The organism is Amycolatopsis sp. NPDC051371, from assembly GCF_040682155.1.
Classification (GTDB): Bacteria; Actinomycetota; Actinomycetes; order Mycobacteriales; family Pseudonocardiaceae; genus Amycolatopsis.
This window is the reverse complement of sequence record NZ_JBFBAG010000005.1, coordinates 245,551-269,604: the sequence shown is the minus strand read 5'-3', so window position 1 is coordinate 269,604 and position 24,054 is coordinate 245,551. Positions and strand designations below refer to the sequence as shown.

The window sequence follows — 24,054 nt, the reverse complement described above, 5'->3', positions numbered from 1 at the left end:
CCTCCGCCTCACTATGGGGACAGACCGACCATGATAGCGATGTCAGGCCACGAGTCGCTCCTACCTTTCAGGGGATTGACTAGAATTTTTTTATTTTCGCACTACAGAAGCAGCGCGAAGATCGTTTTCGCTGACGCAGACCCGTCGGCAAGCTGCGAAACGGACGGATCGGGCTCTACCGCTCGCTCTCCGCACTGTCAAGTGACGTGTGGCAGCAACTCACTCGTCCAGTGGGGCGCCTTGCCAGCGCCAACCTGTCTGGAGTGAGCGGCCAGGGACCTCTGCGCGGTCCGTCGCCCACAGCAGCGCCGTCCATGGGTCCAAGTCCGCGACGTCACCCACGTGCGGGAACAGCCTTGCCACCGTTCGGGCGCAAATCTCGCGGGGTGGGTCCAGCGCCAAGCCGAGGCCGCGGGCTATGTCCTCGCCGTGGACCAGCACCTCCGCGCAGCCCATTGCCGCGAAACCGGCTGGGTCCGCCATGCCCGTCGGGTGGTATGCGCGGGCTTCCGGAGGCGCCGAACGGACCACCGCCGCGAGGATTGCGCTGCCCGCCAACGCGAACTCCAGCGCGTCGGCCGATGATGCGTCCTTCTCCAACGCTGCCAGGAAAGGCACGTAACCGCTGGGACGGCGTGAGACCAGTTGCGCCGCGTACGACAACAAACAGTCGCCGATGTGCTCCGCCGTGCGGAAACCGTCCAGGTCGCCGGTGCCGGGCACCGTGGTCCAGTCTTTCGCGACCGCCGGACGTAAAGCGTCGGCCAGGCAAGCTATGGCCGCGTCGAGGTCCGCGGCGGAAACCGGCTTCATGATCGCGACCCTAGCCGGTAGGTTCCCGGGGCGACACCGAACTGGCGCTTGAACGCATGCGACAACGCGAAAGGCGAGCCATAGCCGACTTTCGAAGCGATCGACGGCAGCGGAAGGTCGGTGTCCTGCAACAGCCCCGCCGCCGTGGTGAGGCGCCACCACGTCAGATACGCCATCGGTGACTGGCCCGTCAACGCCGTGAATTTGCGGGCGAGCGTCGCGCGGGACAGGCCCGCCCGGGACGCCAGATCCTCGATCCGCCACGGTGCCTCGGGATTCTCGTGCAGGGCCTCCAGCGCCGCCGCGATCGAGGGGTCGCGCAACGCCTGGGGCCAGCCCGCGCCCGGCGTCCCCGTCAGCCACGCGCGGATCAGGTAGACCAGCACCAGATCCAGCAGGCCCGTCAGGACCGTGGCCGAGCCCGGACGGTGGGACGTCACCTCGGCTCCGAGCAGGTCGATCGCCGCCCGGAGCTCCGACGAGCCGCCGACCTGGGCCGGGATGTGCACCACCTCCGGCAGGCTCGCCAGCACCGGGTGGCGGCGCGCGCGGGACAGGCGGTACTTGCCGCACAGGAACTCCGTCCGGCCGGCCGGCTCGGGCACCGCCGTCTCGAACGGCACCGCGCCCGACGCGTCCGGGCGCGACGACAACGTGTGCGCGCTGCCGTGCGGGACCAGGACCACGTCACCCGCTCCCAGGGGCACCGGCTCGCCGCCGGGTGGGATCAGCCAGCCGCTGCCGCGCAGCAGCACGTGGAAGCCCGCGCCCTCGTACGGCGCGAAGCCGTAACACCACTCGGTGCCGGCGCACAGCCGGTTCGACGTCGGCTGCCCGATCCGTACCGCGGCGATCGCGTCACTCAGCAGGTCCACATCGAAACCCTAGTCTCTGAGACGTCCAAGCATCAAATTGAGCTACCAGAGCATTGGAAAGCTCAGACAAGAGCTTCAGAGTGGAGGCATGCACATCGGTGACGTCGAAGTCGTGAAGGTCCTCGAGTGGCAGGGCGAGATCGCCCCCGCGCGGACCATCGTCCCCAGCCCGCCCGAGCTCTGGCAGGACAACGCCCACTGGCTCGCACCCGACCACTGGAACCCCGGCACCGGCGGCTACCGCGGCACGGTCCAGACCTGGGTGCTGCGCAGCGAGGGCCGGGTCATCCTCGTGGACACCGGCGTCGGCAACGACCGGGACCGCCCGCAGATCCCGCTGTTCGACCACCTGGCGACGGACTTCCTCGGCCGGCTCGCCGAAGCCGGAGTCCGGCCCGAAGACGTCGACGTCGTCGTCAACACCCACATCCACTACGACCACGTCGGCTGGAACACCTTGCTGCGCAACGGCGAATGGGTGCCGGCCTTCCCCAACGCCACCTACCTGATCCCCCGCGCCGACCAGACGTACTTCGACCCGCGCAACGCCCACCGGCGGCCCACCCCGCGCACCGAGCACGAGCACCTGCGCCGCGAAGGCAGTCTGCTCGTCTACGCCGACAGCATCGCCCCCGTGCTCGGCAAAGCCGTGCTGTGGGAGGGAAACCACCGCATCGACCGCAACCTGACCCTCGAACCCGCGCCCGGCCACACGCCCGGGTCGTCCGTCGTCCGCCTGGCCTCCGGCGGGGACCGCGCCGTGTTCGTCGGCGACCTGCTGCACAGCCCCGTCCAGATCCTCGAGCCTCAGCACAGCAGCTGCTTCTGCGAAGACCCGCAGCAAGCCGCCATAACTCGGCGCCGCGTCCTCGAACGCGCCGCGGACGACCACGAGCTCGTCGTCCCGGCCCACTTCGCCGGCCCCGGCGCCGCCGAAGTCGAGCGCGACGGCAGCCGGTTCGCCATCCGTCGCTGGGCCGGCGATCCTGTCGAAAAGCTGTGAACCGGACGGATCCGGCACTGCCAGGCACCTCCGCGCGTTGTCAGGGGGACAAGGAGGAACCATGGGTGCACTTGGGACGCTGCTCGGCCTCTTGCTGAGCCTGTACCTGCTCGTGCTGATCGCGCGGATGGTGCTGGACTGGGTCGGGATGCTGGCCGACAGCCCGCCGTGGGCGCGGCGGGCGCGGAGCCTGGCCTACTCGGCCACCGAGCCGGTCATCGGGCCGGTGCGGCGGGTCGTGCGGCCGGTGCGGATCGGCGGGATTTCGCTCGACCTCGCCTTCACGCTGGTGTTCATCGGGGTGATCGTGCTGCGGGGAATCGTCTTCGCCCTCTAGAGACTGCCGCGGAAGCCCGCGGCGAGCCGGTCGATGCTGCGCTCCAGCTCGGTGCGGACCCCGCGCAGGTCGATGCCGTCGGGGTCGATCAGGGCCTGCATCGAGATCCCGCGCAGCTGCGCCAGCATCGCCGACGCGTACGCGTCCGCGTCGCGGACGCCGGTGATGGTCCCGTCCGCGACGCCGCTGGCCAGGGTCTGGGCGATGGCGAAGCGGAACCGGCGGTCGGCCTCGGTCAGCGCGCCGCGCAGGGCCGAGTACTCCGCCGCCGCGTCCCCCCAGCACGCCAGGAACGCCTGGTTGAGCGTCGGCATCGTGCGGATCAGCTCGAAGATGATGTCGACGAGCGCGCGGAGCATGTCCATGGGCGTCGCGGTGGCCGACCCGGTCCGGGCCGCGACGGCCTCGCTGTAGGCGGTGGTGAACTCCTCGACGGCGTACTCGACCAGCCGCTGCCCGAGCCCGTCCTTGTCGCCGAAGTGCTGGAAGATGACGGACCGCGCGTAGCCGGACCGGGCGCAGACGGCCCCGATCTTGAGCCGCCCGAACCCCTCGTCGGCGATGAGGTGCGCGGCGGCGTTCAGGATGCGCGCCTCGACGGCGGCTTCCTCGCCGTCCTGCGGGATCCGGTCTGCGGCGGAGCGGTCCACGCGCGTCATGCTAGCCACTCGAACCGGACGCCACCGGCCGAACCGTCAGCGGATCGTGCGCGAACCGTCAGCGCGAGGGAGCAGCTTGGGGTCATCACCACCGACCCGAGAGGAACCTCCGATGACCGCCAAGACCGTGCTCGTGTCCGGGGCCAGCATCGCCGGCCCGTCCGCGGCCTACTGGCTGCGCCGCCACGGCTACCGCGTGACCGTCGTCGAGACCGCGCCCGCCCTGCGGCCCGGCGGGCAGGCCGTCGACTTCCGCGGTGAGCAGGTGAAGCTCCTGAAGGCCATGGGCATCCTCGACGACGTCCGCCGCCAGGAGACCGCCATGGGCGACCAGACCGTGCTCGGCCTCGACGCGCGGCCCCAGCTCACCGTGCCCGGCGCCGCCTGGAGCGGGGAGGTCGAGATCCTGCGCGGCGACCTCGCGCGGATCCTCTACGACCACACGAAGGACTACACCGAGTACGTCTTCGGCGACCGCGTCACGAGTCTCACCGAGACCGCGGACGGCGTCGACGTCACCTTCCGCCACGGTGCGCCGCGGAGGTTCGACCTCGTCGTCGGGGCCGACGGCGTGCACTCCGGGGTGCGGGCCGCCGCGTTCGGGCCCGAGCAGGATTTCCGGCACGACCTCGGGTTCGGGATCGCCGGGTTCACCGCGCCCAACCACCTCGGCCTCGACCACACGAGCGTGATGTACAACGAGCCCGGTCGCGGCCTGACCGTCGGGAGCCACCGGCTGCCGGACAAGCTGCACGTCGGCCTGGTCTTCGCCGCCGACGGCGTCGAGTTCGGCCGCCGCACCCCCGACGAGCAGCGCACCCTCGTCGCGCGGCTCTTCGCGGACACCGGCTGGGAGACGCCGAAGCTGCTCGAAGCTCTGCCGGAAGCGGACGACCTGTACGTCGATTCGATCAGCCAGATCCACCTCGACCACTGGTCGAAGGGCCGGATCGTGCTGCTCGGCGACGCCGCCTGGTGCGCCGGGCCCGGCGGGTCCGGCACCGGGCTCGCCATGATGGGCGCCCAGGTGCTGGCCGGCGAGCTCGCGGCGGCCGGCGGCGACCACGTGACCGCGTTCGCGAAGTACGAGGAGCGCCTCCGCAAGCCGGCCACGGTCGGGCAGAAGAACGGCAAGGGCTCGGGCAACTTCCTCGCGCCGCGCACCGCCGCGAAGATCCGCAGCCGCAACCGCGCCTACCGGATGCTGAGCACGCGGTTGTTCGGCAAGGTGTTCACCTGGATGACGGACCGCGCGGCCAACGCGCTGGAATATCGTGAGTACCCCGCGCTCACGTCCGCGTGAGGCGACGATCTTCGTCTCATCGGGCGACTCGGCTGGCGACCCGGCGTGGCGTGCGTCACTCTTGACGCCATGTCAATACGTCGGGCCGCCGACGCCCCGGTCCGGACGGCGCTCGTCGGCCTGACCGTGCTCGCCCTGGGGGTGCTCACGGCGCTCAACGCGCGCTCCCTGCCCGTCATCGGCGACGGCACGACCTACTCCGCCGAATTCAGCGAGGCGGCCGGCCTGTTCGAAGGCAACGACGTCCGCATCGCCGGCGTTGAAGTCGGCCGCGTTTCGGACATCGAGCTGCGCGGCGACCGCGTAGTGGTTTCCTTCCAGGTCAAGGGCGCGTGGCTGGGCGACACGACGGGCGCGGCGATCCGGCTGAAGACCCTACTCGGCCAGAAGTTCCTCGCCCTCGACCCGCGGGGCGACGGGACGCTCGACCCCGGACGGCCGATCCCGCGGTCCCGCACCAGCGTTCCCTACGACATCCTCGCGGCGTTCGGGAAGCTGTCGTCCACTGTGGACAGGATCGACACCACCCGGCTGGCGAAGAGCTTCGACACCCTGTCGGCGACGCTCGCGAACACGCCGCAGAGCGTCCGGGCCGCGCTCACCGGGCTGTCGCGGCTTTCGGACACGCTCGCCACGCGCGACCAGCAGCTCGCCACCCTCCTGGGCAACACGCGGGTCGTCTCGCAGACGCTCGTCGACCGCGACACCGCCGTGCGGCAGCTCCTGGACGACGGGAACCAGCTGCTCGCCGAGGTGAGCGACCGCGAACAGGCGATCAGCTCCCTGCTCGACGGCTCGCGCCGGCTCGCCACCGAGCTGTCCGGGCTGATCAGCGAGAACGACGCCCAGTTCGGCCCGCTGCTCACCCAGCTCGACCAGCTGACGTCGATGCTGCAGCGCAACCAGGACGCGCTCGCCGCCGGCATCAGGGGGTTCGCGCCGCTGGTCCGGCTCGGCACCAACCTCTCCGGGAACGGCCGGTGGATCGACGGCTACCTCTGCGGGCTGATCCTGCCGTCGTTCGGCCCGCTGAACGAGGAAGGCTGCCACGGCTGAGCGCGCGTGGCATGCTGGCGCCGTGCGATACCTGCTCCTGCTGTGCGGTGACGAAAGCGCCGCGGAGGCGGCCGGCCCGGAGATGGCGCGGCGCTGCCACGAATGGGCCGCCGAGGCCGAACGGCGTGGCGTCCGGCAGGGCGGCACGGGCCTGCACCCGCCGGCCGAGGCGAAGACGATCCGGGTGCGCGACGGCGAAGTGCTGCTGACCGACGGCCCGTTCGCCGAGACCAAAGAACAGGTCGGCGGCTACAACATCCTCGAGTGCGCGGACCGGTCGACGGCCCTCGAAGTGGCGTCGCGGCATCCGTGGGCCGAGGTCGGCACGCTGGAGCTGCGCGAAATCCTCGACGGGCCGCCTACGGCTTAGTGATCTTCACCGTCACCTGGTTGTCGCTGTAGGTGTAGGCGACGTACTCGAACTCGACGCCGGTGCGCTCGACGTACTCCGTCCAGGCGCGGTACTCGTGCCGCTTCCAGCCGGGGAAGTTGAAGAACTCGTCGAAGTGGACGATGCTGCCCGCGCGCAGCCGCGGCCCGCACAGGTCGAGCACGGTCTTGGCCGAGCTGTAGAGGTCGCCGTCGACGTGCAGGAAGTCGACGTGCGTTTCGTGCTTCTCGAGGAAGCCCGGGAGGCTGTCGGCGAACAGGCCGACGACCAGCTCGGCACCCGGGACGTCCGGCAGGTCGTCGCGGGCGAAGGCGCCGGCGGGCATGCCGTTCAGCCACGCTTCGGGCAGCCCGTCGAAGGAGTCGAAGCCGTAGACCTCCCGGCCGCCCCGGGCGGCGGCGATCGTCCGCAGCGTGTTGCCGGACGCGACACCGAACTCCAGCGCCATCCCGCCTTGCGGCGCCAAGGACAACGCGTACTCGAGGGTTTCCTTCGGCCGGCCGAAGTGCTGCGCGCCGACCAGGTTCTCCCGGGCGAAGACGTTGCTCTCCAGCGCGGCGTCCTGATCGCCCGCGTAGACGATGTCGCGCCGGCTGCGGATCTCGAACTCCACCACCCGATCGAGGACTCGATCACCCTGACGGACGATCTCCTCGCGGAGCTCCGCGGTCATCCGGTTCAGTCGATCGGTGTACGGGTCGTGCACTTTCGAGGCCGCCCGGTAAAGCACCTTACCCAGGGTGCGCCGCAGGGTTTTCGTTACGGGCGAACGGTTGTCCGTGTCGTTCATCTCGGGACGGTACCCCAGCTCACCCGACGACGAGCCGGAACCCCGCGTCCCACTCCGGCAGGTCCAGCAGCGCCGCGTGCTCTTCGTGCCAGCGCCCGGATTCCAGGTCGGCCCGCAATCGGGCAATGCCCCGGGACACCGCCTCGGGCGACGTCTGCGCGAGCGCCGAGCACGACCGCCGCACCGCCGGGTCGAGGTAGGCCTCCGGGCGGCGCCAGTACGCCGGGAAGACGCCGTCGGTGAAGTCCCACGGCACCGGCAGCTCGAGCACCGAAGACGCCCCAGCGCGTCCGCGATCTCCGGCGCCGACGGGCGCGAAAGCTCCAGCGCGGCGACCTCCGGCACGTACTCCCGCACGAGCCAGAAGTCGTTGTGCAGCGCGGTGTCGTAGGCCAAGACGACCCGACGACGCGCGACCCGGCGAAGCTCGGCGAGACCCCGTCGCCAGTCCGGCCAGTGGTGCACGGTCAGCACCGCCAAAGCCGCGTCGAACGCGCCGTCGGCGAACGGCAACGCCTCCGCGACCGCGCGCACGACCGGCGCGGCGCCGGACGGACGTTGCCGGATCATCTCCGCCGACGGCTCCACCGCGGTGACACGGCGCCCGGGCGGCTCGTACGACCCCGTCCCGGAACCAACGTCGAGCACGGAAGCGGCCGAGCCCAGCGCGTGGAGCACCGGCGTCAGCCATCGCGGGTCGGTACGCCTCCCCCGTGCGTAGCCGACGCCGATCTCGTCGTAGCGCGTCATCAGCGCTCGGGTCCGTCGCCGCCGTTCTGCTCGGCCAGGAACCGCTCGAACTGGGACCCGAGCTCCTCGGCGGTCGGCATGTGCTCGACCGACTCCGCGAGCAGTGATCCCCGCTCCGACGCCTCGATGAACGTGTCGTACTGCCGCTCCAGCGCGCGGACGACGTCGGCGACCTCGTCGGACTCCGCGACCTGGCGGTTGATCTCGGCGTCGGCGAGCTCCGCCGCCGCGCGCAGCTCGCCCTCGGCCAGGCTCAGCCCGGTCGAGCGGCCCAGCGCGTCGAGCACGACCAGCGACGAAGCCGGGTACGTCGACTGCGCCAGGTAGTGCGGCACGTGCGCGGCGAACCCGACAGCGTCGTGGCCCCACTCGCCGAGCCGGTACTCCAGCAGCGCGGCCAGGCTGCCCGGCACCTGCAGCCGGTTCGGCAGCGGCTGGTGCTCGCCGACCAGGTCCTTGCGGGTCGCGTGCGCGGTGACGCCCAGCGGGCGGGTGTGCGGCGCGCCCATCGGGATGCCGTGGAAGCCGGCGGTGAGCCGGACGCCCCAGCGTTCGATCAGGTTCCGGACCGCGCGGCAGAACCGCTCCCAGTCGTGGTCGGGCTCCGGGCCGGACAGCAGCAGGAACGGCGTCTCATCGGCGTCGTGGAGCAGGTGGACGACCAGTTCCGGCGCGTCGTAGTCCTCCCAGTGGTCCACGGCGTAGGTCATCGTCGGACGGCGCGAGCGGTAGTCGATGAGCCGGTCGACGTCGAAGCGCGCGACCACCCGGTGCTCGCCGCCGAGCAGGTGCTCCGCCAGCAGACGGCCCGCCGAGCCGGCGTCCATGAACCCCTCGAAGTGGTGCATCAGCACCGCCCCGGTCAGGTCCGGGACGTCCGAATCCACCTCGTACAGGTCGTCGGGATCGAGTCCCACCGGGTCCTCCTGCTCGCTGCCACAGCCGACATGTCAATCCTTCAAGCACAACACACCCCGGCGGCCAATCCATTCCTCCGACGGTGTGGCCGATCGTAACGGCACGCGATCGAAGCCGGACCGGATCGGCATCGTGACACTTGTCGTGGGCACGCAAGGCGCCGATCGGGCACGCTTGACCTGTGAGCGAACACAGTACGAACACAGCGGCAGTGCGGCTACGGCCGCCCGCGCACCGCGTCAGCCGCCGGGCCATCGGCTACTGGACGGCGACCGCGGCGATCCTCTGGATCGTGCTGATCGGGGTGCAGACCGCCATCGTGGTGACCAGCGACGACCCGCCGACGTTCCTCGACGTCACGCTGGTGATCTCGTGCGTGCTCGCCCCGCTGCACCTCATCGTGATGCCGCAGTGGCGCTACCGCGTGCACCGGTGGGAGGTCACCGGCGAGGCCGTCTACACGCAGGCCGGCTGGCTGAAGCAGGAGTGGCGGATCGCCCCGGTGTCGCGGATCCAGACCGTCGACATCGAGCGAGACCCCTTCGAGCAGCTCTTCGGGCTGGCGAAGATCACCGTGACGACGGCGTCCGCGGCCGGCCCGCTGCGCATCGCGGGCCTGGCGCACGGCCGCGCGCTGGAGCTGGCCGACGAACTCACGAAGACGACCCAGGCGGTCCGGGGCGACGCGACGTGACCCCCGCCGACGCCCTCTCCCCCGTGACGGAAGCCGCCGTGCCGCCGCCCGCCGAAGGCACGCAGGAGGCGCCTTGGCACCGCCTCGACCGGCGCATGCTGCTCATCCGGCCGGTGCTGGACCTGGTGCGGTCGCTGCCGGTGCTGCTGGGCGCGCTGCTCGTCGGCCACGGCGAGCCGTGGCAGTGGATCGGTCTCGTCTTCACCGCGATCGCCGTGTTCACCGGCGTCTCGCATGTGCTGACTTCGCGCTACCGGGTCACCGAGACGCAGGTCGAGTGGCACACCGGGCTGCTGCTGCGCAAGCAGCGGGCCATCCCCCGCGACCGGATCCGCACGGTCGACGTCACCTCCGAGCCGAAGCACCGGCTGTTCAAGCTGGCCGCGGCCCGGATCGGCACCGGGCGGCACTCGGGCGGCAAGGGGCCGGGCAAGGACGACCTCGTCCTCGACGCCGTCACGATCGCGGAAGCCCAGCGGCTGCGGACGCTCCTGCTGCACCGCAAGGCCGTGGAGACGACGACCGAAGAGTCCGCCGCGCCGCCTGAGCAGCTGGTGGCCGCCGTCGACAAGAAGTGGCTGCGCTACGCGCCGTTCACGCTGTCCGGGCTGGCGGTGGTCGGCGCCGCCGTCGGCACCGTCTACCACTTCGCGCACGAACTGCACTTCGACCCGATCCAGTTCTCGCTGGTCCAGACGGTCGTCGGGCACTTCGCCGACACCCCGACGTGGGTGAGCCTGGTGCTCGCCGCGGCCGGGCTGCTGGTGCTCGTCTCGCTGCTGTCGATCGGCGGGTACGTGCTGTCGTTCTGGAACTTCCGGCTCACCCGCGAACCCGCCGGCACGCTGCACATCCGCCGCGGCCTGATCACGACGCGCTCGGTGTCGATCGAGGAGGACCGCCTGCGGGGCGTGGAAATCCGCGAGCCGCTGCCGCTGCGGCTGGCCGGCGGCGCCCGCTGCGTGGCCATCGCCGGCGGCCTGCGCGAGGGCAAGGGCGCGGACAAGAGCGGCGGGCTGCTGCTCCCGCCCGCGCCGCTCGCGAAAGCGCACGAGGTCGTCGCGGAGGTGCTCGGCGAGGACCCGGCCGCGACGCCGCTGGTGCGCCACCCGCGCCGGGCGCTGTACCGGCGGCTCTCGCGGGCCGTCGTCAGCGTGCTGCTGCTCGCCGCGGCGCTGTACGGCCTCGCGTGGCTCGGCGCGCTGCCGGACTGGCCGTGGCAGGCCGCGCTCGTGCTGCTGCCGTTCGCCGCGCTGGTCGGCTGGGACCGCTACCGCGGGCTCGGGCACGCCTTCACCGGCCGCTACCTGGTGACGCGCTCGGGTTCGCTGGACCGCGGCACCGCGGCGGTCCGCTGCGACGGCATGACCGGCGTCGTCGTCGAGCGCTCGTACTTCCAGCGCCGGGCCGGGCTGGTCACGATCATCGCGCCGGTCGCCGCGGGCAAGGGGCACTACCGCGTTCTCGACGTCGCCGAGGCCGACGGGCTCGCGCTCGCCGACCGGGCCGTTCCCGGTCTGCTGACACCGTTCTTGACCGATCAGCGGGATCGAGGTTGACGCTTCACCCGCGCCGCTCGTAGCGTGAAATCCGCCGTCCGACACTCGATCGCAGTTCGCGTTCACGAGAGGACGGCAGGATGTTCCGCAAGCTCCTTGGCGTGCTGGCCGCGGGAATCGTCGTGGGTTCGGCGCTGGCGCCGGCCGCAGCGGCCACCGAAAACCCCTACGGCGACCCGAACCTGGTGCCGATGTTCGACGGTACGGATCTGAGCGCCTGGACATCGTCGAAAGCCGGCCTGTGGTCGGCGAAGAACGGCGTCATCCACGGTAATGGCACCGCGCGCGGCTGGTTGTACTACAACAAAACGCAGGTCGGCACGTTTCGGTGGATATTCAATGTCCGGCAGGTCAAGGGCAACCACAAACCGACCGTGCTGATCTGGGGCACCACCGATCCGATCCGCGACGCGCTGAGCGCCATCCAGTTCCAGCCGCCGAACGGCGGCCACTGGGACTACCGGCCGGGCCACAACGACGGCGGCGGCAAACTGTTCACGCAGCTGCCGCACACCACCATCGACATCAAGAAGTGGGCCCAGTGCGAGCTGATCGGGGACGCGACCACCGGCGTGGCCCGGATGGCCTGCTGCCCGCTCACCGGGACGGCCGTGACCTGCAAGGGCGTCGAAGTGCTGCGCTTCACCGACAAGACCGCCGGGCGCACCGGTCCGCTCGCGCTGCAGGTGCACAACTCCGGGATCCAGGACGAGTACCGCGGCCTCTACGTCGAGTCACCGGTGGTGACGAAACCGGGCGAGTTCCTCACGCTCTGACCCGCGGTTTTTCCCTGGTGCCGAACCGTCGGCGGAATACTGGCCTTCGTTTAACACTACGTGCTAATTTATTCACCCCGTGTGATAGTGAAGGTCGTTTTTGTCCCACCGAGAGGTCATGATGACGCCTGCCGTCAGTGCCGCCAGTGCCGTTGACGGTTCCGCCACCACCGCACCGCGCCGCACCCCCGGCGCCAGCAGTTCCCGGAAGGTCCTCCAGCTGCTGCTCGCCTTTTCCGAAAGCCGCTGGGAGGCCAGCGTCGCCGAGCTCGCCGCGACGATCGGCACCCCGGTCGCGACGACCTACCGCTACGTCGCGCTGCTCAAGGAGCTGCAGCTGCTCGAGGAGGGCCGGGCCGGGCACTACCACCTCACCAGCCAGGTGATGCCGCTCGCGCGCGCCGCGCAGCTGGCGAACGACCTCGTGCGGCTGGCGAAGCCGTCGATGGAGGAAGCCGCGCGCGAGCTCGGCGAGACGGTGATGCTCTTCCAGCAGTTCGGCGACGCCGCCGTGTGCGCGGACCGCGTCGAGTGCGACCGCGCCATGCGGTTCACGTTCGAGCCGGGGCATTCGCTGCCGCTCGGCCTGGGCGCGTCCGGGAAGATGCTGCTCGCGCTCCTGCCGGAGATCGAGCGCGACCGCCGGCTGGCGCCGATCGTCGAGCAGCGCGGCAGCTTCGTGCGCGACGAGCTCAAGCACGCGCTGGAGAACCGGTTTTCGGTCAGCTCAGGGGAAATCGACGAAGGCGTTTGGGCGTGTTCGGTGCCGGTGCAGGCTTACGGGCGGCGGCCGACCGTGCTGAGCCTGGCCGGTCCGGCCGCGCGGATCACCGAGGAGGCCCGGCGCACCGCGATCACCGCCCTGCAGGGGTACGCGACCCGCATCCAACGCACGATTTCGTCTTATTCGCTGTGAAAATCCCGGCCGGGCGGGTACGAATGCCTTCGTGATCCGGCTCGCGCGCCCCGACGACCTGCCCGCGTTGATCGACATCGAACGCGAGGCGGGCAGCCTGTTCCGTGCCCTCGACATGGCCGCGATCGCCGACGACGACCCGGGCTCGGTGGCGGAGCTGGCGGTGTACCAATCCGACGGCCGCGCGTGGGTGAGCGTGGACGACGGCGACCGGCCGGTGGCGTACCTCATCGCCGAGGTCATCGACGGGCACGCGCACGTCGAGCAGGTCTCGGTCCGGCCCTCGCACGCGCGGCGCGGGCTCGGCAGCGCGCTGATCGAGACGCTCGCCGAGTGGGCGGCTTCTCGCGGGTTGCCGGCGCTGACGCTCACGACGTTCTCCGCCGTGCCGTGGAACGCGCCCTACTACGAGCGGCTGCGGTTCCGGGTGCTGGCGGACGTCGAAATCACCGACGGGCTGCGCGCGATCCGCCGCGCGGAGGCGGCCCGCGGCCTGGACGCCTGGCCGCGCGTGGCGATGATCCGACCACTCTGACCTGCAGTTTTGCCTTTTTCTCCCCTAGCTGGGGGATCCACTGGCGCACCGGGTCGAACATGTGTTCTACTGTGCTCGCCGGCCTCGGAGGGGGAAGCTCCTGGGCCGGCTCACAGACTTCGGAGGTTGTCATGGCGGTCAAGATCACCCACCTGACGAACGGCCAGCAGGTGCGGTTCGCCAACGCCGACGGCGCCCGCCGCTACGCCGAGATCATGGGCGGCGGCGTCGACAAGTGGCGCTTCACGGTCGTGCCCGAGGACTCGATGCTCCGGAAAATGTCGGACTCGGTCGTTAACGTGCCCGTATGGCGCATGACTTCCAGGTAGTGGTGGATACGGCCGACCCGCACGCGCTCGCCGAGTGGTGGGCCGAGACGCTCGGCTGGCCCGTGGAACCGACCGACGCGGACTTCATCCGCGAGATGATCGCGAAGGGGTACGCGAAGGAAGAGGAAACCCGGACGTACAACGGGGCATTGGTGTGGCGGACCGGGGCGGCGATCCGCCATCCGGACTCTCCACCCGACGGTCCACCTCGCCGGATCCTGTTCCAGGAGGTACCGGAACCGAAGACGGTGAAGAACCGGCTCCACATCGACGTGTGGGTGGGCGCGGACAACGTCGAGGCGACGCTGGAGAAACTGGCGGCGCGCGGGGCGAAGTTCCTGCACCGGGGGCGGCAGGGGCCGCACAGCTGGGTGACGATGGCGGACCCGGAGGGCAACGAGTTCTGCATTTCGTAAGGGTGCCCGGCGCTGGACATTCGGTGCCGGTGCTCGTTGCTGGTGCTCGCGGTCGGCGGGTTGGAGGGCAACCCGCCGCCCACTTCAGCTCCGCACCGAGCTACGCGGGGGCGGGCTACCGCAGGACTGGCGAGTTCCGGCTCAAATCACGCGAGTTCCGGCCCCAGTCACGCGAGTTACGGCTTCAATCACGCGAGATCCGGTCTCGATCACGCGAGAACCGGCCTGAGTCACACCAGCACCGGCCCCAGTCACGCCGACCCCGGTGCCGGTGCCGGTGCCGGTGCACGAATGTCATGAACGACTCTTTCCTGCCGTCGGAGGACAGGAAGAGTCGTTCATGACCCCGGCGTGAGCCGACCAGGGTGAGCCGGTGTCAGACCTGCGCCGCGAGGCGGTCCAGCGCCTTCGGGAGCGCAGAAGCCAGCAAATCCAGCTCCGTCTCCCCCGCGACCAGCGGCGGCGACACCGCGATACCCCGCCCGAGGTTCCGCACGATCACGCCCTCGTCCCGGCATGCGCGCTGCAGCTTGACCGGTGCGCCCGGGTCGGCGTCCATGACCTCCGCCGTCAGCTCGACCGCGGCCAGGAAACCCAGACCCGCCCGGATTTCCGCGACCAGCGAGTGGTCGAGAACCCCGGACACCGCGTCGGCCAACGGCTTTTCCAGCTCGCGGCCGCGGGCAATCAGGCCGTCGCGCTCGTAGATGTCCAGCGTTGCCAAGCCCGCCGCGCAGGCCACCGGGTGGCCCGCGTACGTCGCGCCGTGGCGGAAGATCGGGGCGCCCGGCGCGCCCGTGAAGAACGGCTCCGCCACCCCCGGCGCCACGACCAGCGCACCCAGCGGGATCGTGCCGCCGGTGATGCCCTTCGCCGTCGTGATCATGTCCGGTTGCACCGCCCAGCGGTCGATGCCGAACCACGTCCCGAGCCGGCCCCACGCCGCGATCACGCAGTCCGCGACGAACAGCACGTCGTGCCGGCGGCAGATCGCGGCCACCTCCTCGAGGTAGCCCTCCGGCGGGAGCAGCACGCCGCCCGCGCCGATCACCGGCTCGCAGAAGAACGCCGCGACCCGGGACGCGCCTACGCGGGAAATCTCGGCCTCCAGCGCCGGGGCGCTGTCGAACGGGACGTGCGAGAACTCCGGCGGCTGCGGCCCGACGCCGGCCGCGTTGGCCGGGATGCCGCCGACGGCCGTGCCGAAGCCGTGCGTTCCGTGGTAGCCCTGCGCACGGCCGATGACGTGCGTCTTCTCCGGCCGCCCGGTCTGCGCGAAGTACGCCCGCGCGAGCTTCACAGCGGTGTCGATGACGTCCCCGCCGCCCGAGCCGAAGAAGACCTTCGACCCCGGGGTCGGCGCCAGCCCGGCGACGCGGTCGGCCAGCTCGATCGCCGGCTCGTTCGCGTTGTAGCCGAACAGGTTGTACGAGTCGAGCTTCTGAAGCTGCTTGCTGACGGCCTCGGTGATCTCGGGGCGCCCGTGGCCGAAGTTCGCGTACCAGAGCGACGCGGTGGCGTCGAAGTACCGGCGGCCGGCGTCGTCCCAGACGTAGGAGCCCTCACCGCGGGTGATGACCATCCGGTCGCCGTCGACGGCGCCCATGTCGGCGAACGGGTGCCAAAGGGCGTGCTGTGCTGACATCGGTCCTCCTCAATCCTCCCCCATCCCTACCAGGGCGACGCCGAGAGCGCGAACACTCCATCGTGCACACTTCGGGCCGCCGGACTGGACCGGATGGCAGCGCAACCGGTAACGGCCACGCCGCCCGGCCGACCTCGGGGACGCGAACCAGCACGGTCACCGACTACCTGCACTGGAAACCCGTCACGCGCCAACCTCACAGAAACTCCGCGATCTCCTCCGCCGAGTACCCCAGCTCCGCCAGCACCTCCGCGGTGTGCTGCCCCAACGTCGGCGGTGCCGAAGTCGGACGCGCCGGCGTATCCGAGGCCTTCACCGGGAAGCCTGTCCCCACATACGTCCCCACCGTCGGGTGCGGGAGGCGAACCACCTGGTCGCGCGCGGCCGTCCACGGGTCCGCGTACACGTCGTCGATCTCGTTGATCGGGGCCGCCGGGATGCCCGCCGCGTCGAAGGACTTCATCCAGTCCGCCGCCGTGCGCGTCAGCAGCACCGGCTCCAAAAGCGCATTCAGCTCGTCACGGTGAGCGGCCCGAAGAGCGTTCGAAGAGAACCGCGAGTCCGAAGCGATGTCCAAACCGAGCACCCCGCAGAACGCGTGCCACAGCTTTTCGCTGCCCACCGCGATGATCAGCCAGCCGTCCGAAACGTGGTACGCCTGGTACGGGACGATGCTCGGGTGCGCCGACCCCATCCGGCGCGGGCGTGGCGCGTCGTAGAACACAGCGCCTGCCGCGTACACATGCCACGCCAGCTGACTGTCCAAAAGGGACACGTCGAGGTACTGGCCGCGGCCAGTCGTGTGCCGGGCCTGCAGGGCCATCAGCACCGCGATGATCGCCCACGTCCCCGCGTTCAGGTCCGCCACCGGCAGCCCGACCTTCGCCGGCGCGCCGTCGGGCTCGCCGGTCAGCGACATCACGCCGCCGAGAGCCTGCGCCACCAGGTCGTAGCCCGCGCGGTCGCGGTACGGGCCCGTCTGCCCGAACCCGGTGATCGACACGTGGATCAGCCGCGGGTTCAGCTCCGACAAAGCCGCGTACCCGAGACCCCACTTCTCCAACGTCCCCGGGCGGAAGTTCTCGACGAGCACGTCCGCGTCGGCCACCAGACGTCGGAGGGCTTCGCGGCCGCGGTCGCTCTTGAGGTCGAGCACGATCCCGCGCTTGTTCCGGTTCGCCGCGAGGTAGTACACGGCTTCGTCGCTCTCGCCGACGAACGGCGGCCCCCAGCCGCGGGTGTCGTCGCCGTGGCCGGGCGGCTCGACCTTCACCACGTCCGCGCCCATCTCGCCGAGGTACTGCGTGCAGTACGGCCCGGCGAGGATGCGGGACAGGTCGACGACCTTGATCCCGTCCAGCGGGCGGAAACCGTCGCGGTCAGCAGGCATCGAAGTCACGGCCCTTTCTCTCCCACGGCCCGGGATTCCGCAAGGTGTTCCTCCTAACGGCCGTAGACATCCGACCTCTCCATGGTGTTTGTTGTTGAGTGAGTTTGTGCAGAGTTGCGCACTCCTGGAGGGATCATGCGTCTTCTTGTCGGGCTCGCGGCCGCCGTCGTGGCCGCCGCGATCGTGTCTCCCACCCCGGCCCGAGCAGCCGAATCGCCACCGGCGCAGCAATTGGGCGAGCGTCCGCCGATGGGCTGGAACAGCTGGAACAAGTTCCACTGCGACATCAACGAAGAGCTCATCCGCGAGACGGCGGACGCCATGGTGAGCTCCGGACTGAAGGCGGCCGGCTACCAGTACGTCAACATCGACGACTGCTGGGCCGAACAGAACCGCACCGCCGACGGCAAGCTCGAGGCCAGCCACGCGCGCTTCCCCAGCGGCATCAAGGCGCTGGCCGACTACGTCCACGACCGCGGCCTCAAGCTCGGCATCTACACCAGCGCCGGCACGCTGACCTGCCAGAAGACCATGCCCGGCGGCCTCGACCATGAGGACGTCGACGCGCAGACGTTCGCCGACTGGGGTGTCGACTACCTCAAGTACGACAACTGCAACAACCAGGACCGCCCGGCGATCGAGCGCTACACGAAGATGGGCGAAGCGATCAAGAAGACCGGCCGCCCGATCCTCTACGCGCTCTGCGAGTGGGGCCAGAACCAGCCGTGGCTCTGGGGCAAGGACGCCGGCGCGCAGCTGTGGCGCACGACCGGCGACATCAGCGACAGCTGGAGCAGCATGACCGGGATCCTCGACAAGCAGGTCCCGCTGGCCGGGTACGCCGGCCCGGGCGGCTGGAACGACCCGGACATGCTGGAGGTCGGCAACGGCAAGATGACGACCACCGAGTACCAGGCGCACTTCGCGTTGTGGGCACTGATGAACGCGCCGCTGCTCGCCGGCAACGACCTGCGATCGATGTCCGACACCACGAAGAAGATCCTGGAGAACAAGGACATCGTCGCGCTCGACCAGGACTGGGCGGGTAAACAGGGTTACAAGCTCCGCGACGACGGCGACACCGAGGTCTGGACCAAGCCGATGTCGGACGGCTCGGCGGCGGTCGTGCTCTTCAACCGCGGCCTGACCGCGGCGCCGATGTCCGCCACGACGGCTGAACTCGGCCTCGGCAAGGCCCGCGACTACCGCGTCCGCGACCTGTGGACCGGCGCCGAAACCGAGTCCACCGGCACGCTCCGGGCGTCGGTGCCGAGCCACGGCGCCGCCGTGTTCCGCGTCTGGCCGGCGAAGTTCCCGAACGCGGCCCCGCTGTCGACGCTCACCGTGCAGGCGCCCGACTTCGCCGACGCCGCCAAACCGTTCACGGCCACGCTGAAGCTGGCCAACGACGGCAGCACTCCGCTCGTCGCCGCGCAGGTCAAGCTGACCGCCCCGGCCGGCTGGCAGCTCGACGGCCGCGGTGACGCCCTCGTCCCGGCGGTGGCGCCCGGCCGGTCCTGGCAGAAGTCCTGGACCGTGCGGCCGGACACCCCCAGCGGCGACCGCGTCGCCCTGACCGCGACGGCGAACTACTGGACGGCCTGGGGTAAACGCTCGCTGACAGCCGACGGCGGCGCGCCGATCGTGGTACCGCCGGCGAAAGGCGTGACACCGCTGTCGAAGGCGACCTGGCTGTCCGCCGAGAACGGTTACGGCCCGGTCGAACGCGGCACGAGCAACGGCGAGTCGAAAGCCGGTGACGGACACAAGATCACCATCGGCGGCGTGCCCTACGACGACGGCCTCGGCGTGCACGCGCCGTCGCGCGTCCGGTTCTACCTGGGCGGCGGTTGCACGGCGTTCGGCGCGTCCGTCGGCCACGACGACGAAAAGGCCAAGGGCAGCGTCGCGTTCCAGGTCCTCGGCGACGGCAAGGAGTTGGCCGCAACCGGCGTCATGACGGCCGGCCTGCCCGCGCAACAACTCGCCGCGAACCTGAGCGGGGTGCAGGTGCTCGACCTCGTCGTCACCGACGGCGGGGACACGAACGACTCCGACCACGCCGACTGGGCGGACGCCACGATCACCTGCTGAGAGCGGGGAAATCACCCACACCGCGCCGTCCCCGGCCACTCGTCCGGGTGCGGCGTTTTCTCCCTTGTGCCGGTTTACCCTGGAGATCTTGTCCGTGGCCCCGGGGAGGGACCCATGCGCCGGTTCTGCGTTCTGCTGCTCAGCCTGCTCGGCCTCGCCGCCGCGGTCACCGCTCCCGCGAACGCCGCCGCCGAAGAGCCCGTCATCGCCGCGACCCCGCCGATGGGGATCTCGTGGTCGCGCGGCTGGAACCAGTGCCCGCGGATCGACGACGCGAAGGTCCGGGCCGCCGTCGACATGCTGGTGAGCTCCGGACTGCGGGACGCGGGCTACACCTACGTCAACATCAGCAGCTGCTGGGCGGCGAAGACGCGCGCCGCCGACGGGAAGCTGCAATCGGACACCGCGAAGTACCCGGACCTGCCCGGCCTGATCGCGTACGCGCACGCCAACGGGCTGAAGTTCGGCCTGCACAGCGGCACCGGCGCGCTGATCTGCGGCAGCTCGATGCCCGGCTCGCGCGACCACGAAGTCGTCGACGCGCAAACGTTCGCGGACTGGGGTGTCGACTACCTCGAGTACGACACGTGCGGCGGCGAGAACGGCGCCGCGGCGGCCGTCGGGAAGATGAGCGACGCGCTGAAGGCGACCGGCCGCCCGATCACGCTCGCGACGCTCGACATGCTGCCGCCCGGCTACCGCCAGTGGGAGTGGGCGCCCGGCGCCGGCGCGCACACGTGGCAGCTCAACGCCGCCCTCACCGAACCGCTCGCGGCCGTGATGAACGAGGTCGACAAGCAGCCCGCGCTCGCCGGCCACACCGGCCCGGGCGGCTGGAGCGACCCCGGTCAGCTCAACTTCAGCTTTCTCGACCTGCCGGTGCGGCGCGCGCAGTTCTCGTTGTGGGCGCTGCTGAACGCGCCGCTCATGCCGAACGAGTCGTTCCCGCTGGACACGATCGGCAACTGGGACGTCATCGCGGTCGACCAGGACTGGTCCGGGACGCCGGGCCGCAAGGTCCGCGACCTGAGCGACGGCGAGGTCTGGGCGAAACCGATGACCGACGGCTCGGTCGCCGTGCTGCTGCTCAACCGCGGCGGGTACGCGCGCACGATCCCCTTCGACCTCGCCGAGTCCGGCATCGCGGCGGCGCCGGCGTACCGCGTCCAGAACCTCTGGACCGGCGCCGAACTGACCAGCACCGGGACGCTGCGCGCGTCCGTGCCCGGGCTGTCCGGGGTCTTCCTGCGCGTCTGGCCGGGGCTGCCCGCCCCCGCCGAACCGCTGGTGACGCTGGGCGTGCAGCTGCCGGAGGGCTTACTGGCCGGTCAGCCGGTCGACGGCACCGTGGCGCTGACCAACGACGGCGACACCCCGATCACCGACGCGCAGTACACGATCACCGCGCCGGCCGGCTGGCAGCTGGACGGGCCCGCGCAGGTCACCGTCCCGCGCGTCTCGCCGGGCAGCACGGTGACGCGGGACATCACGCTCCGGCCGGCCGCGGCGCCGGCCGCGAAGACGCTGGTCACGGCGAACGGCACCTACACCACCGAAGCCGGCCCGCGCACCGCCGCGGGCTCGGCCGAAGTGCCGCTGGTGAGCGCGCCGTCGACCGGCACGACGTACGTGTCCACGCGGCCGTGGCTGTACTCGGAAAACGGGCTCGGCGTGGTCGAACGCGGCAGCGTGGCCAACGGGCGGGCGATGTCCGTCGGTGGCGTCGGCTACCAGCCGAACAGCGGCATCGGCGTGCACGCGCCGTCGGTGATCCGGCTCTACCCCGGCGGTAAGTGCAAGACGTTCTCGACGCAGTACGGCGTCGACGACGCGGCGAGCCCGCAGGCCACCGTGTCCTTCCGCGTCCTGGGCGACGGCCGCGAGCTGTTCGCGACGGGACTGGTCCGTCCCGGCACCAAGGCCCAGAAGGTGACGGTGCCGGTCACCGGCGTCCAGCAGCTGGCGATCGCGGTCGACGACGGCGGTGACGGAGCGGCCGGCGAGTTCGCCGACTGGATCGCGCCGAACGTCACCTGCTGAACGCTCAGGCGCCTTCCAGCAGGACGACGGCCTGCGGGGTCCGCCGGTACAGCACGTAACGGCCGTCCCGGACCTTGCTGACGAGACCCGCGCGGTGCAGCGCGGCGAGGTGGTAGGAGATGGTGCCCGCGGCGTACCCGGTCCGGGTGGCGAGCTCCGCCGTCGACCGTGCGGTTTCGAGGTCGGTCAGCAGCGCCGCCCGGGCGGCGCCGACCACCGGTGCGATGCGGCCCGGCTCGTGCGCCCCGCCGGTGCCGATCCCGTGCGCGGGGTAGCAGAGCACGACCTGGCCGGGCACGTCGACCTGGATGCTGGTGCCGGGCCAGCTGAGCACGCCGGGGGCGAGGACCAGCTCCCGGCCGGCGACGTCGACCTCGCCGTCGAACGGCATGGCGAGGGTGATCGCGTCGCCCGCCCAGCCGATGGAGGGGTGCAGGGACCCGAGCACCGCCCCGACACCGTGGCCGGCGATGGTCCGCGCGCGGTGGGTGATGTCCCGGTCGAGCACCGCCTGCAGTCCCGCCCAGTCCTCGGCCAGCGCGTCGCGCCAGAACCGGGCGAGGCCGTTGGCCAGGCGTCGCGGCATCGACCCCGACTCCGCGACGCGGCGGGCCTTGACCGGCAGCGGCCGGCTCCAGTGGACCTGCGTGTGGGAGAGCACCTGCTCCTCGAGGTCGTCCTGCGGGGTCGCCTCGATCCGCGCGATCTGCTCGTCGAGCAGGTCGCGGTGCCGGGTGGCCGTGCCGGGCTGCGGGGTGAGCAGGTCGGGGGTGTAGACCTCGCCGGTGCGCGGCAGCAGGTCCAGGAGCAGGGCGACGTCCGGGTGGGTGAGGGACGCCCGGGCGAGCGGGCCGGGATCCCCGAACACGGGGTGACGCGCCGAGCCGGCGACGAGCTTCAGCCAGGCCAGGGACTCCGCCGCGAGCGACGGCGAAAACCGGGTCCTGGCCACTGTCTCCGCGTCGACGCGCAGCGTGAACACCCGATCGACGGTAACAGCCGCCGCGGTGGATTTGAACCGGCTCGAATCCTTTCCGGTCGGCGGCTCCGGCGGGGTTGACTTGTGCCGTGCCCTCAGGACGCGCGACAACCCTGGCCGCCGTGGCCGCCGTGCTCCTCGCCTCGGCACCGCCCGCCGCGGCCCAGCCCGCCCCGGCGTACGCCGAGTCGTCCGTCGTCCGGACCATCGCCTGGTACAGCTGGTCGGCCGGCCCCGATGGGAGGTACCGGGTCACCGTCTTGCTGCGGCCGTACGCGTTCAAGGTCGTGTTCCCGACGGTCCTGTCCCCTACGTCGCGGGGGTACTGAGCGCCAGCAGCCGGGCTTCGGCGTCGCGGAGGTAGCGGTCCAACGCGGCCTCGGCGACGCCGAACCGGCCGTACCGCAGGTCGCGCAGGATCTGTTCGTGGCAGCCGAGGAACGGCTCGTAGAACTCGCGCGTGTTCTCGTTGAGGACGAAGAACAACCGCGTCTCGGCGAGCACCTGGCGCATCGTCGCGGAGATCCGCTCGCTGCCCGCCAGGTCGGCGAGCGCCTGGTGGAAGTGGATGCTGGCGGTGCCGACCGCCGGCCAGTCCTCGGCCGCTGCCGCCGTACGACCGTCGCGCAGGGCCTGCTCGACCGGCCCCAGGTCCACAGTGGACAACTCCGCCGCCCGCCGCAGGGCACCGCATTCGGTGGCGCGGCGGACGACGTAGAGGTCTTCGATGTCCTCGATGGTCAGTTCACGCACGAACACGCCGCGGTTCAGCTCGTGCACCGCCAGCCGTTCGTGGGCCAGCAGCTGGAACGACTCGCGCAGCGTGTTGCGCGAAACGCCGAGCGCCGAGCTGATCACCGGCTCGGACAGCCGTTCACCGGGAGCGAAGACGCCGTCGGTGATGTACTGCCGCAGGATCGCGGCGACCCGTTCGGCCGTGCCGCTGCGCTCGAGCAGGTGCCGCTCGCTCTCCAGCCCCGAGGGATCGACGGACACGGCGCTACCTGACGCCGAGTTCGAAGTCGAGGCTGTAGCGGTTGCCCGGCATCGCGCCCGCGGCCTTCGCGCCGTCGATCGGCAGCACGACGCCGTTGATGAACCGCGACTCGTCGCTCGCCAGGAACACGATGGCCTTCGCGACTTCCCACGCCTCGCCGACGCGCGCCGCGGGCGTGCTCGCGACCAGCTGGTGCTGCTTGGTCTCGAACTCCTCGGGCGAATTCAGCGTGCTGCGCAGCATGTCGGTGTCGATCGCGCCGGGGTTCACCGTGTTCGCTCGGATGCCCTGGTGGGCGTGGGCGACGGCGATCGACTTCGTCAGCCCGACCAGCGCGTGCTTGGTGGCGTTGTACACCGGGTCGCCGGGGCGGCCCATCACGCCGCCGTTCGACGACGTCGTGATGATGCTGCCGGCCTTCCGCTCGATCATGTGCGGCAGCACCGCGCGCGTGCCGAGGAAGGCAGCACGCACGTTGAGCGCGAAGATGTTGTCGAACTCGGCCAGCGTCGTGTCCGCGAGGGTCTTGCCGAGGTGGATGCCGACGTTGTTGACCAACACGTCGATGTGGCCGGCTTCGGCGAGCACGCCGTCGACGAATGCCGCCACGGCGTCCTCGTCGGTGGCGTCCACTATGGAGTGGCGGTAGCCGTCGACGGCTACCGCGGGCTCGCGGATGTCGGAAGCGAACACCGTCGCGCCCTCGGCGAGGAACTCCTTCACCGTGGCGAGGCCGATGCCCCGCGCGCCGCCGAAGACGACCGCCACCTTGCCGGCCAACCGACTCAT

General features: G+C 70.9%; 25 protein-coding genes and 1 pseudogene. 15 read left to right on the top strand and 11 right to left on the bottom strand.

Features of this window, described 5'->3' with window-relative positions; translation table 11 throughout:
• Positions 1-219 precede the first annotated feature (219 nt).
• Both AB0M59_RS09630 and AB0M59_RS09625 read right to left on the bottom strand, forming a co-directional pair.
• Entirely contained in the window at positions 220-813 is a 594-nt protein-coding gene (locus tag AB0M59_RS09630) for a hypothetical protein (protein WP_364611403.1), read from the bottom strand.
• A complete protein-coding gene (locus tag AB0M59_RS09625) occupies positions 810-1,688 on the bottom strand; it encodes an AraC family transcriptional regulator (protein WP_364611400.1) in 879 nt (292 codons plus the stop codon). Before AB0M59_RS09625 ends, AB0M59_RS09630 begins: the two co-directional genes overlap by 4 nt.
• Before the next feature lie 88 nt (positions 1,689-1,776).
• On the opposite strand from AB0M59_RS09625, the gene AB0M59_RS09620 reads away from it, so the two are divergent.
• Positions 1,777-2,691 carry an MBL fold metallo-hydrolase gene (locus tag AB0M59_RS09620; protein WP_364611397.1) on the top strand — a complete coding sequence of 305 codons (915 nt, stop codon included), beginning with the start codon at positions 1,777-1,779 and terminating at the stop codon, positions 2,689-2,691.
• Between the two features lie 61 nt (positions 2,692-2,752).
• Complete coding sequence (locus AB0M59_RS09615) at positions 2,753-3,028, top strand: YggT family protein (RefSeq protein WP_364611394.1); 276 nt, start codon at positions 2,753-2,755, stop codon at positions 3,026-3,028.
• Here the strand turns inward: AB0M59_RS09615 and AB0M59_RS09610 are convergent.
• Positions 3,025-3,687, bottom strand: a complete 663-nt coding sequence (locus AB0M59_RS09610) for a TetR/AcrR family transcriptional regulator (protein ID WP_364611391.1) — start codon at positions 3,685-3,687, stop codon at positions 3,025-3,027. The two genes, AB0M59_RS09615 and AB0M59_RS09610, sit on opposite strands and share 4 nt — an antisense overlap.
• A 112-nt stretch (positions 3,688-3,799) precedes the next feature.
• On the opposite strand from AB0M59_RS09610, the gene AB0M59_RS09605 reads away from it, so the two are divergent.
• The 3 genes from AB0M59_RS09605 (at position 3,800) to AB0M59_RS09595 (ending at position 6,416) form a co-directional block, all read left to right on the top strand.
• Positions 3,800-4,990 carry an FAD-dependent monooxygenase gene (locus AB0M59_RS09605; protein ID WP_364611388.1) on the top strand — a complete coding sequence of 397 codons (1,191 nt, stop codon included), beginning with the start codon at positions 3,800-3,802 and terminating at the stop codon, positions 4,988-4,990.
• Positions 4,991-5,059: 69 nt separating this feature from the next.
• On the top strand, positions 5,060-6,046 hold the full coding sequence (locus AB0M59_RS09600) for an MCE family protein (RefSeq protein WP_364611385.1): 987 nt from the start codon (positions 5,060-5,062) through the stop codon (positions 6,044-6,046).
• 22 nt (positions 6,047-6,068) lie between these two features.
• Positions 6,069-6,416: a YciI family protein gene (locus AB0M59_RS09595; protein ID WP_364611382.1), complete on the top strand. Its 348-nt coding sequence runs from the start codon at positions 6,069-6,071 to the stop codon at positions 6,414-6,416.
• Here the strand turns inward: AB0M59_RS09595 and AB0M59_RS09590 are convergent.
• From AB0M59_RS09590 to AB0M59_RS09580, 3 genes and pseudogenes are all read right to left on the bottom strand, one after another.
• Positions 6,406-7,227 carry a class I SAM-dependent methyltransferase gene (locus AB0M59_RS09590; protein ID WP_364611379.1) on the bottom strand — a complete coding sequence of 274 codons (822 nt, stop codon included), beginning with the start codon at positions 7,225-7,227 and terminating at the stop codon, positions 6,406-6,408. The two genes, AB0M59_RS09595 and AB0M59_RS09590, sit on opposite strands and share 11 nt — an antisense overlap.
• Positions 7,228-7,246: 19 nt before the next feature.
• A pseudogene (locus AB0M59_RS09585) lies at positions 7,247-7,977 on the bottom strand (class I SAM-dependent methyltransferase).
• Positions 7,977-8,894 carry a PAC2 family protein gene (locus AB0M59_RS09580; protein ID WP_364611376.1) on the bottom strand — a complete coding sequence of 306 codons (918 nt, stop codon included), beginning with the start codon at positions 8,892-8,894 and terminating at the stop codon, positions 7,977-7,979. Before AB0M59_RS09580 ends, AB0M59_RS09585 begins: the two are co-directional and overlap by 1 nt.
• Positions 8,895-9,076: 182 nt before the next feature.
• Here AB0M59_RS09580 and AB0M59_RS09575 point away from each other — a divergent pair, with 182 nt between their 5' ends.
• From AB0M59_RS09575 to AB0M59_RS09545, 7 genes are all read left to right on the top strand, one after another.
• The gene (locus AB0M59_RS09575; protein ID WP_364611373.1) at positions 9,077-9,589 is read left to right on the top strand and encodes a PH domain-containing protein; all 513 of its coding nucleotides are present in this window, start codon (positions 9,077-9,079) and stop codon (positions 9,587-9,589) included.
• Positions 9,586-11,148, top strand: coding sequence for a PH domain-containing protein (locus AB0M59_RS09570; RefSeq protein WP_364611370.1), 1,563 nt, complete (start codon positions 9,586-9,588; stop codon positions 11,146-11,148). Before AB0M59_RS09575 ends, AB0M59_RS09570 begins: the two co-directional genes overlap by 4 nt.
• An 80-nt stretch (positions 11,149-11,228) precedes the next feature.
• A complete protein-coding gene (locus tag AB0M59_RS09565; protein WP_364611367.1) occupies positions 11,229-11,924 on the top strand; it encodes a family 16 glycoside hydrolase in 696 nt (231 codons plus the stop codon).
• A gap of 121 nt (positions 11,925-12,045) precedes the next feature.
• Positions 12,046-12,840, top strand: coding sequence for an IclR family transcriptional regulator C-terminal domain-containing protein (locus AB0M59_RS09560; protein WP_364611480.1), 795 nt, complete (start codon positions 12,046-12,048; stop codon positions 12,838-12,840).
• Between the two features lie 31 nt (positions 12,841-12,871).
• On the top strand, positions 12,872-13,375 hold the full coding sequence (locus AB0M59_RS09555) for a GNAT family N-acetyltransferase (RefSeq protein ID WP_364611364.1): 504 nt from the start codon (positions 12,872-12,874) through the stop codon (positions 13,373-13,375).
• A 131-nt stretch (positions 13,376-13,506) separates the two neighbouring features.
• A complete protein-coding gene (locus AB0M59_RS09550; RefSeq protein ID WP_364363167.1) occupies positions 13,507-13,704 on the top strand; it encodes a hypothetical protein in 198 nt (65 codons plus the stop codon).
• The gene (locus tag AB0M59_RS09545; protein WP_364611361.1) at positions 13,683-14,120 is read left to right on the top strand and encodes a VOC family protein; all 438 of its coding nucleotides are present in this window, start codon (positions 13,683-13,685) and stop codon (positions 14,118-14,120) included. The genes AB0M59_RS09550 and AB0M59_RS09545 overlap by 22 nt, the downstream gene beginning before the upstream one ends.
• Positions 14,121-14,496: 376 nt before the next feature.
• Here AB0M59_RS09545 and AB0M59_RS09540 read toward each other — a convergent pair whose 3' ends face one another.
• Positions 14,497-15,765: an aspartate aminotransferase family protein gene (locus AB0M59_RS09540; protein ID WP_364611358.1), complete on the bottom strand. Its 1,269-nt coding sequence runs from the start codon at positions 15,763-15,765 to the stop codon at positions 14,497-14,499.
• Between the two features lie 196 nt (positions 15,766-15,961).
• Positions 15,962-17,155, bottom strand: coding sequence for a CoA transferase (locus AB0M59_RS09535; RefSeq protein WP_364611355.1), 1,194 nt, complete (start codon positions 17,153-17,155; stop codon positions 15,962-15,964).
• A gap of 135 nt (positions 17,156-17,290) precedes the next feature.
• Between AB0M59_RS09535 and AB0M59_RS09530 the strand changes: the two genes are divergently transcribed.
• The gene (locus tag AB0M59_RS09530) at positions 17,291-19,249 is read left to right on the top strand and encodes an NPCBM/NEW2 domain-containing protein (protein ID WP_364611352.1); all 1,959 of its coding nucleotides are present in this window, start codon (positions 17,291-17,293) and stop codon (positions 19,247-19,249) included.
• 114 nt (positions 19,250-19,363) lie between these two features.
• Complete coding sequence (locus AB0M59_RS09525; RefSeq protein ID WP_364611350.1) at positions 19,364-21,289, top strand: NPCBM/NEW2 domain-containing protein; 1,926 nt, start codon at positions 19,364-19,366, stop codon at positions 21,287-21,289.
• Between the two features lie 4 nt (positions 21,290-21,293).
• Here AB0M59_RS09525 and AB0M59_RS09520 read toward each other — a convergent pair whose 3' ends face one another.
• Positions 21,294-22,271, bottom strand: coding sequence for a helix-turn-helix domain-containing protein (locus AB0M59_RS09520; RefSeq protein WP_364611347.1), 978 nt, complete (start codon positions 22,269-22,271; stop codon positions 21,294-21,296).
• An 86-nt stretch (positions 22,272-22,357) separates the two neighbouring features.
• On the opposite strand from AB0M59_RS09520, the gene AB0M59_RS09515 reads away from it, so the two are divergent.
• Complete coding sequence (locus tag AB0M59_RS09515; protein ID WP_364611344.1) at positions 22,358-22,597, top strand: hypothetical protein; 240 nt, start codon at positions 22,358-22,360, stop codon at positions 22,595-22,597.
• Here AB0M59_RS09515 and AB0M59_RS09510 read toward each other — a convergent pair.
• Together AB0M59_RS09510 and AB0M59_RS09505 are read right to left on the bottom strand one after the other, a co-directional pair.
• Positions 22,578-23,264, bottom strand: a complete 687-nt coding sequence (locus tag AB0M59_RS09510) for a GntR family transcriptional regulator (RefSeq protein WP_364611341.1) — start codon at positions 23,262-23,264, stop codon at positions 22,578-22,580. The genes AB0M59_RS09515 and AB0M59_RS09510 overlap by 20 nt on opposite strands.
• Positions 23,265-23,268: 4 nt before the next feature.
• On the bottom strand, positions 23,269-24,054 hold the full coding sequence (locus AB0M59_RS09505; RefSeq protein WP_364611338.1) for an SDR family oxidoreductase: 786 nt from the start codon (positions 24,052-24,054) through the stop codon (positions 23,269-23,271).

Bases quoted from the DNA above. Each gene is read 5' to 3' on its own strand.
- AB0M59_RS09505 (WP_364611338.1), bottom strand. From the start codon at position 24,054: ATGAGTCGGTTGGCCGGCAAGGTGGCGGTCGTCTTCGGCGGCGCGCGG.
- AB0M59_RS09620 (WP_364611397.1), top strand. From the start codon at position 1,777: ATGCACATCGGTGACGTCGAAGTCGTGAAGGTCCTCGAGTGGCAGGGC.
- AB0M59_RS09590 (WP_364611379.1), bottom strand. From the start codon at position 7,227: ATGAACGACACGGACAACCGTTCGCCCGTAACGAAAACCCTGCGGCGC.
- AB0M59_RS09540 (WP_364611358.1), bottom strand. From the start codon at position 15,765: ATGTCAGCACAGCACGCCCTTTGGCACCCGTTCGCCGACATGGGCGCC.
- AB0M59_RS09545 (WP_364611361.1), top strand. From the start codon at position 13,683: ATGGCGCATGACTTCCAGGTAGTGGTGGATACGGCCGACCCGCACGCG.
- AB0M59_RS09605 (WP_364611388.1), top strand. From the start codon at position 3,800: ATGACCGCCAAGACCGTGCTCGTGTCCGGGGCCAGCATCGCCGGCCCG.
- AB0M59_RS09560 (WP_364611480.1), top strand. From the start codon at position 12,046: ATGACGCCTGCCGTCAGTGCCGCCAGTGCCGTTGACGGTTCCGCCACC.
- AB0M59_RS09610 (WP_364611391.1), bottom strand. From the start codon at position 3,687: ATGACGCGCGTGGACCGCTCCGCCGCAGACCGGATCCCGCAGGACGGC.
- AB0M59_RS09550 (WP_364363167.1), top strand. From the start codon at position 13,507: ATGGCGGTCAAGATCACCCACCTGACGAACGGCCAGCAGGTGCGGTTC.
- AB0M59_RS09530 (WP_364611352.1), top strand. From the start codon at position 17,291: ATGCGTCTTCTTGTCGGGCTCGCGGCCGCCGTCGTGGCCGCCGCGATC.
- AB0M59_RS09615 (WP_364611394.1), top strand. From the start codon at position 2,753: ATGGGTGCACTTGGGACGCTGCTCGGCCTCTTGCTGAGCCTGTACCTG.
- AB0M59_RS09630 (WP_364611403.1), bottom strand. From the start codon at position 813: ATGAAGCCGGTTTCCGCCGCGGACCTCGACGCGGCCATAGCTTGCCTG.
- AB0M59_RS09600 (WP_364611385.1), top strand. From the start codon at position 5,060: ATGTCAATACGTCGGGCCGCCGACGCCCCGGTCCGGACGGCGCTCGTC.
- AB0M59_RS09535 (WP_364611355.1), bottom strand. From the start codon at position 17,155: ATGCCTGCTGACCGCGACGGTTTCCGCCCGCTGGACGGGATCAAGGTC.
- AB0M59_RS09525 (WP_364611350.1), top strand. From the start codon at position 19,364: ATGCGCCGGTTCTGCGTTCTGCTGCTCAGCCTGCTCGGCCTCGCCGCC.
- AB0M59_RS09565 (WP_364611367.1), top strand. From the start codon at position 11,229: ATGTTCCGCAAGCTCCTTGGCGTGCTGGCCGCGGGAATCGTCGTGGGT.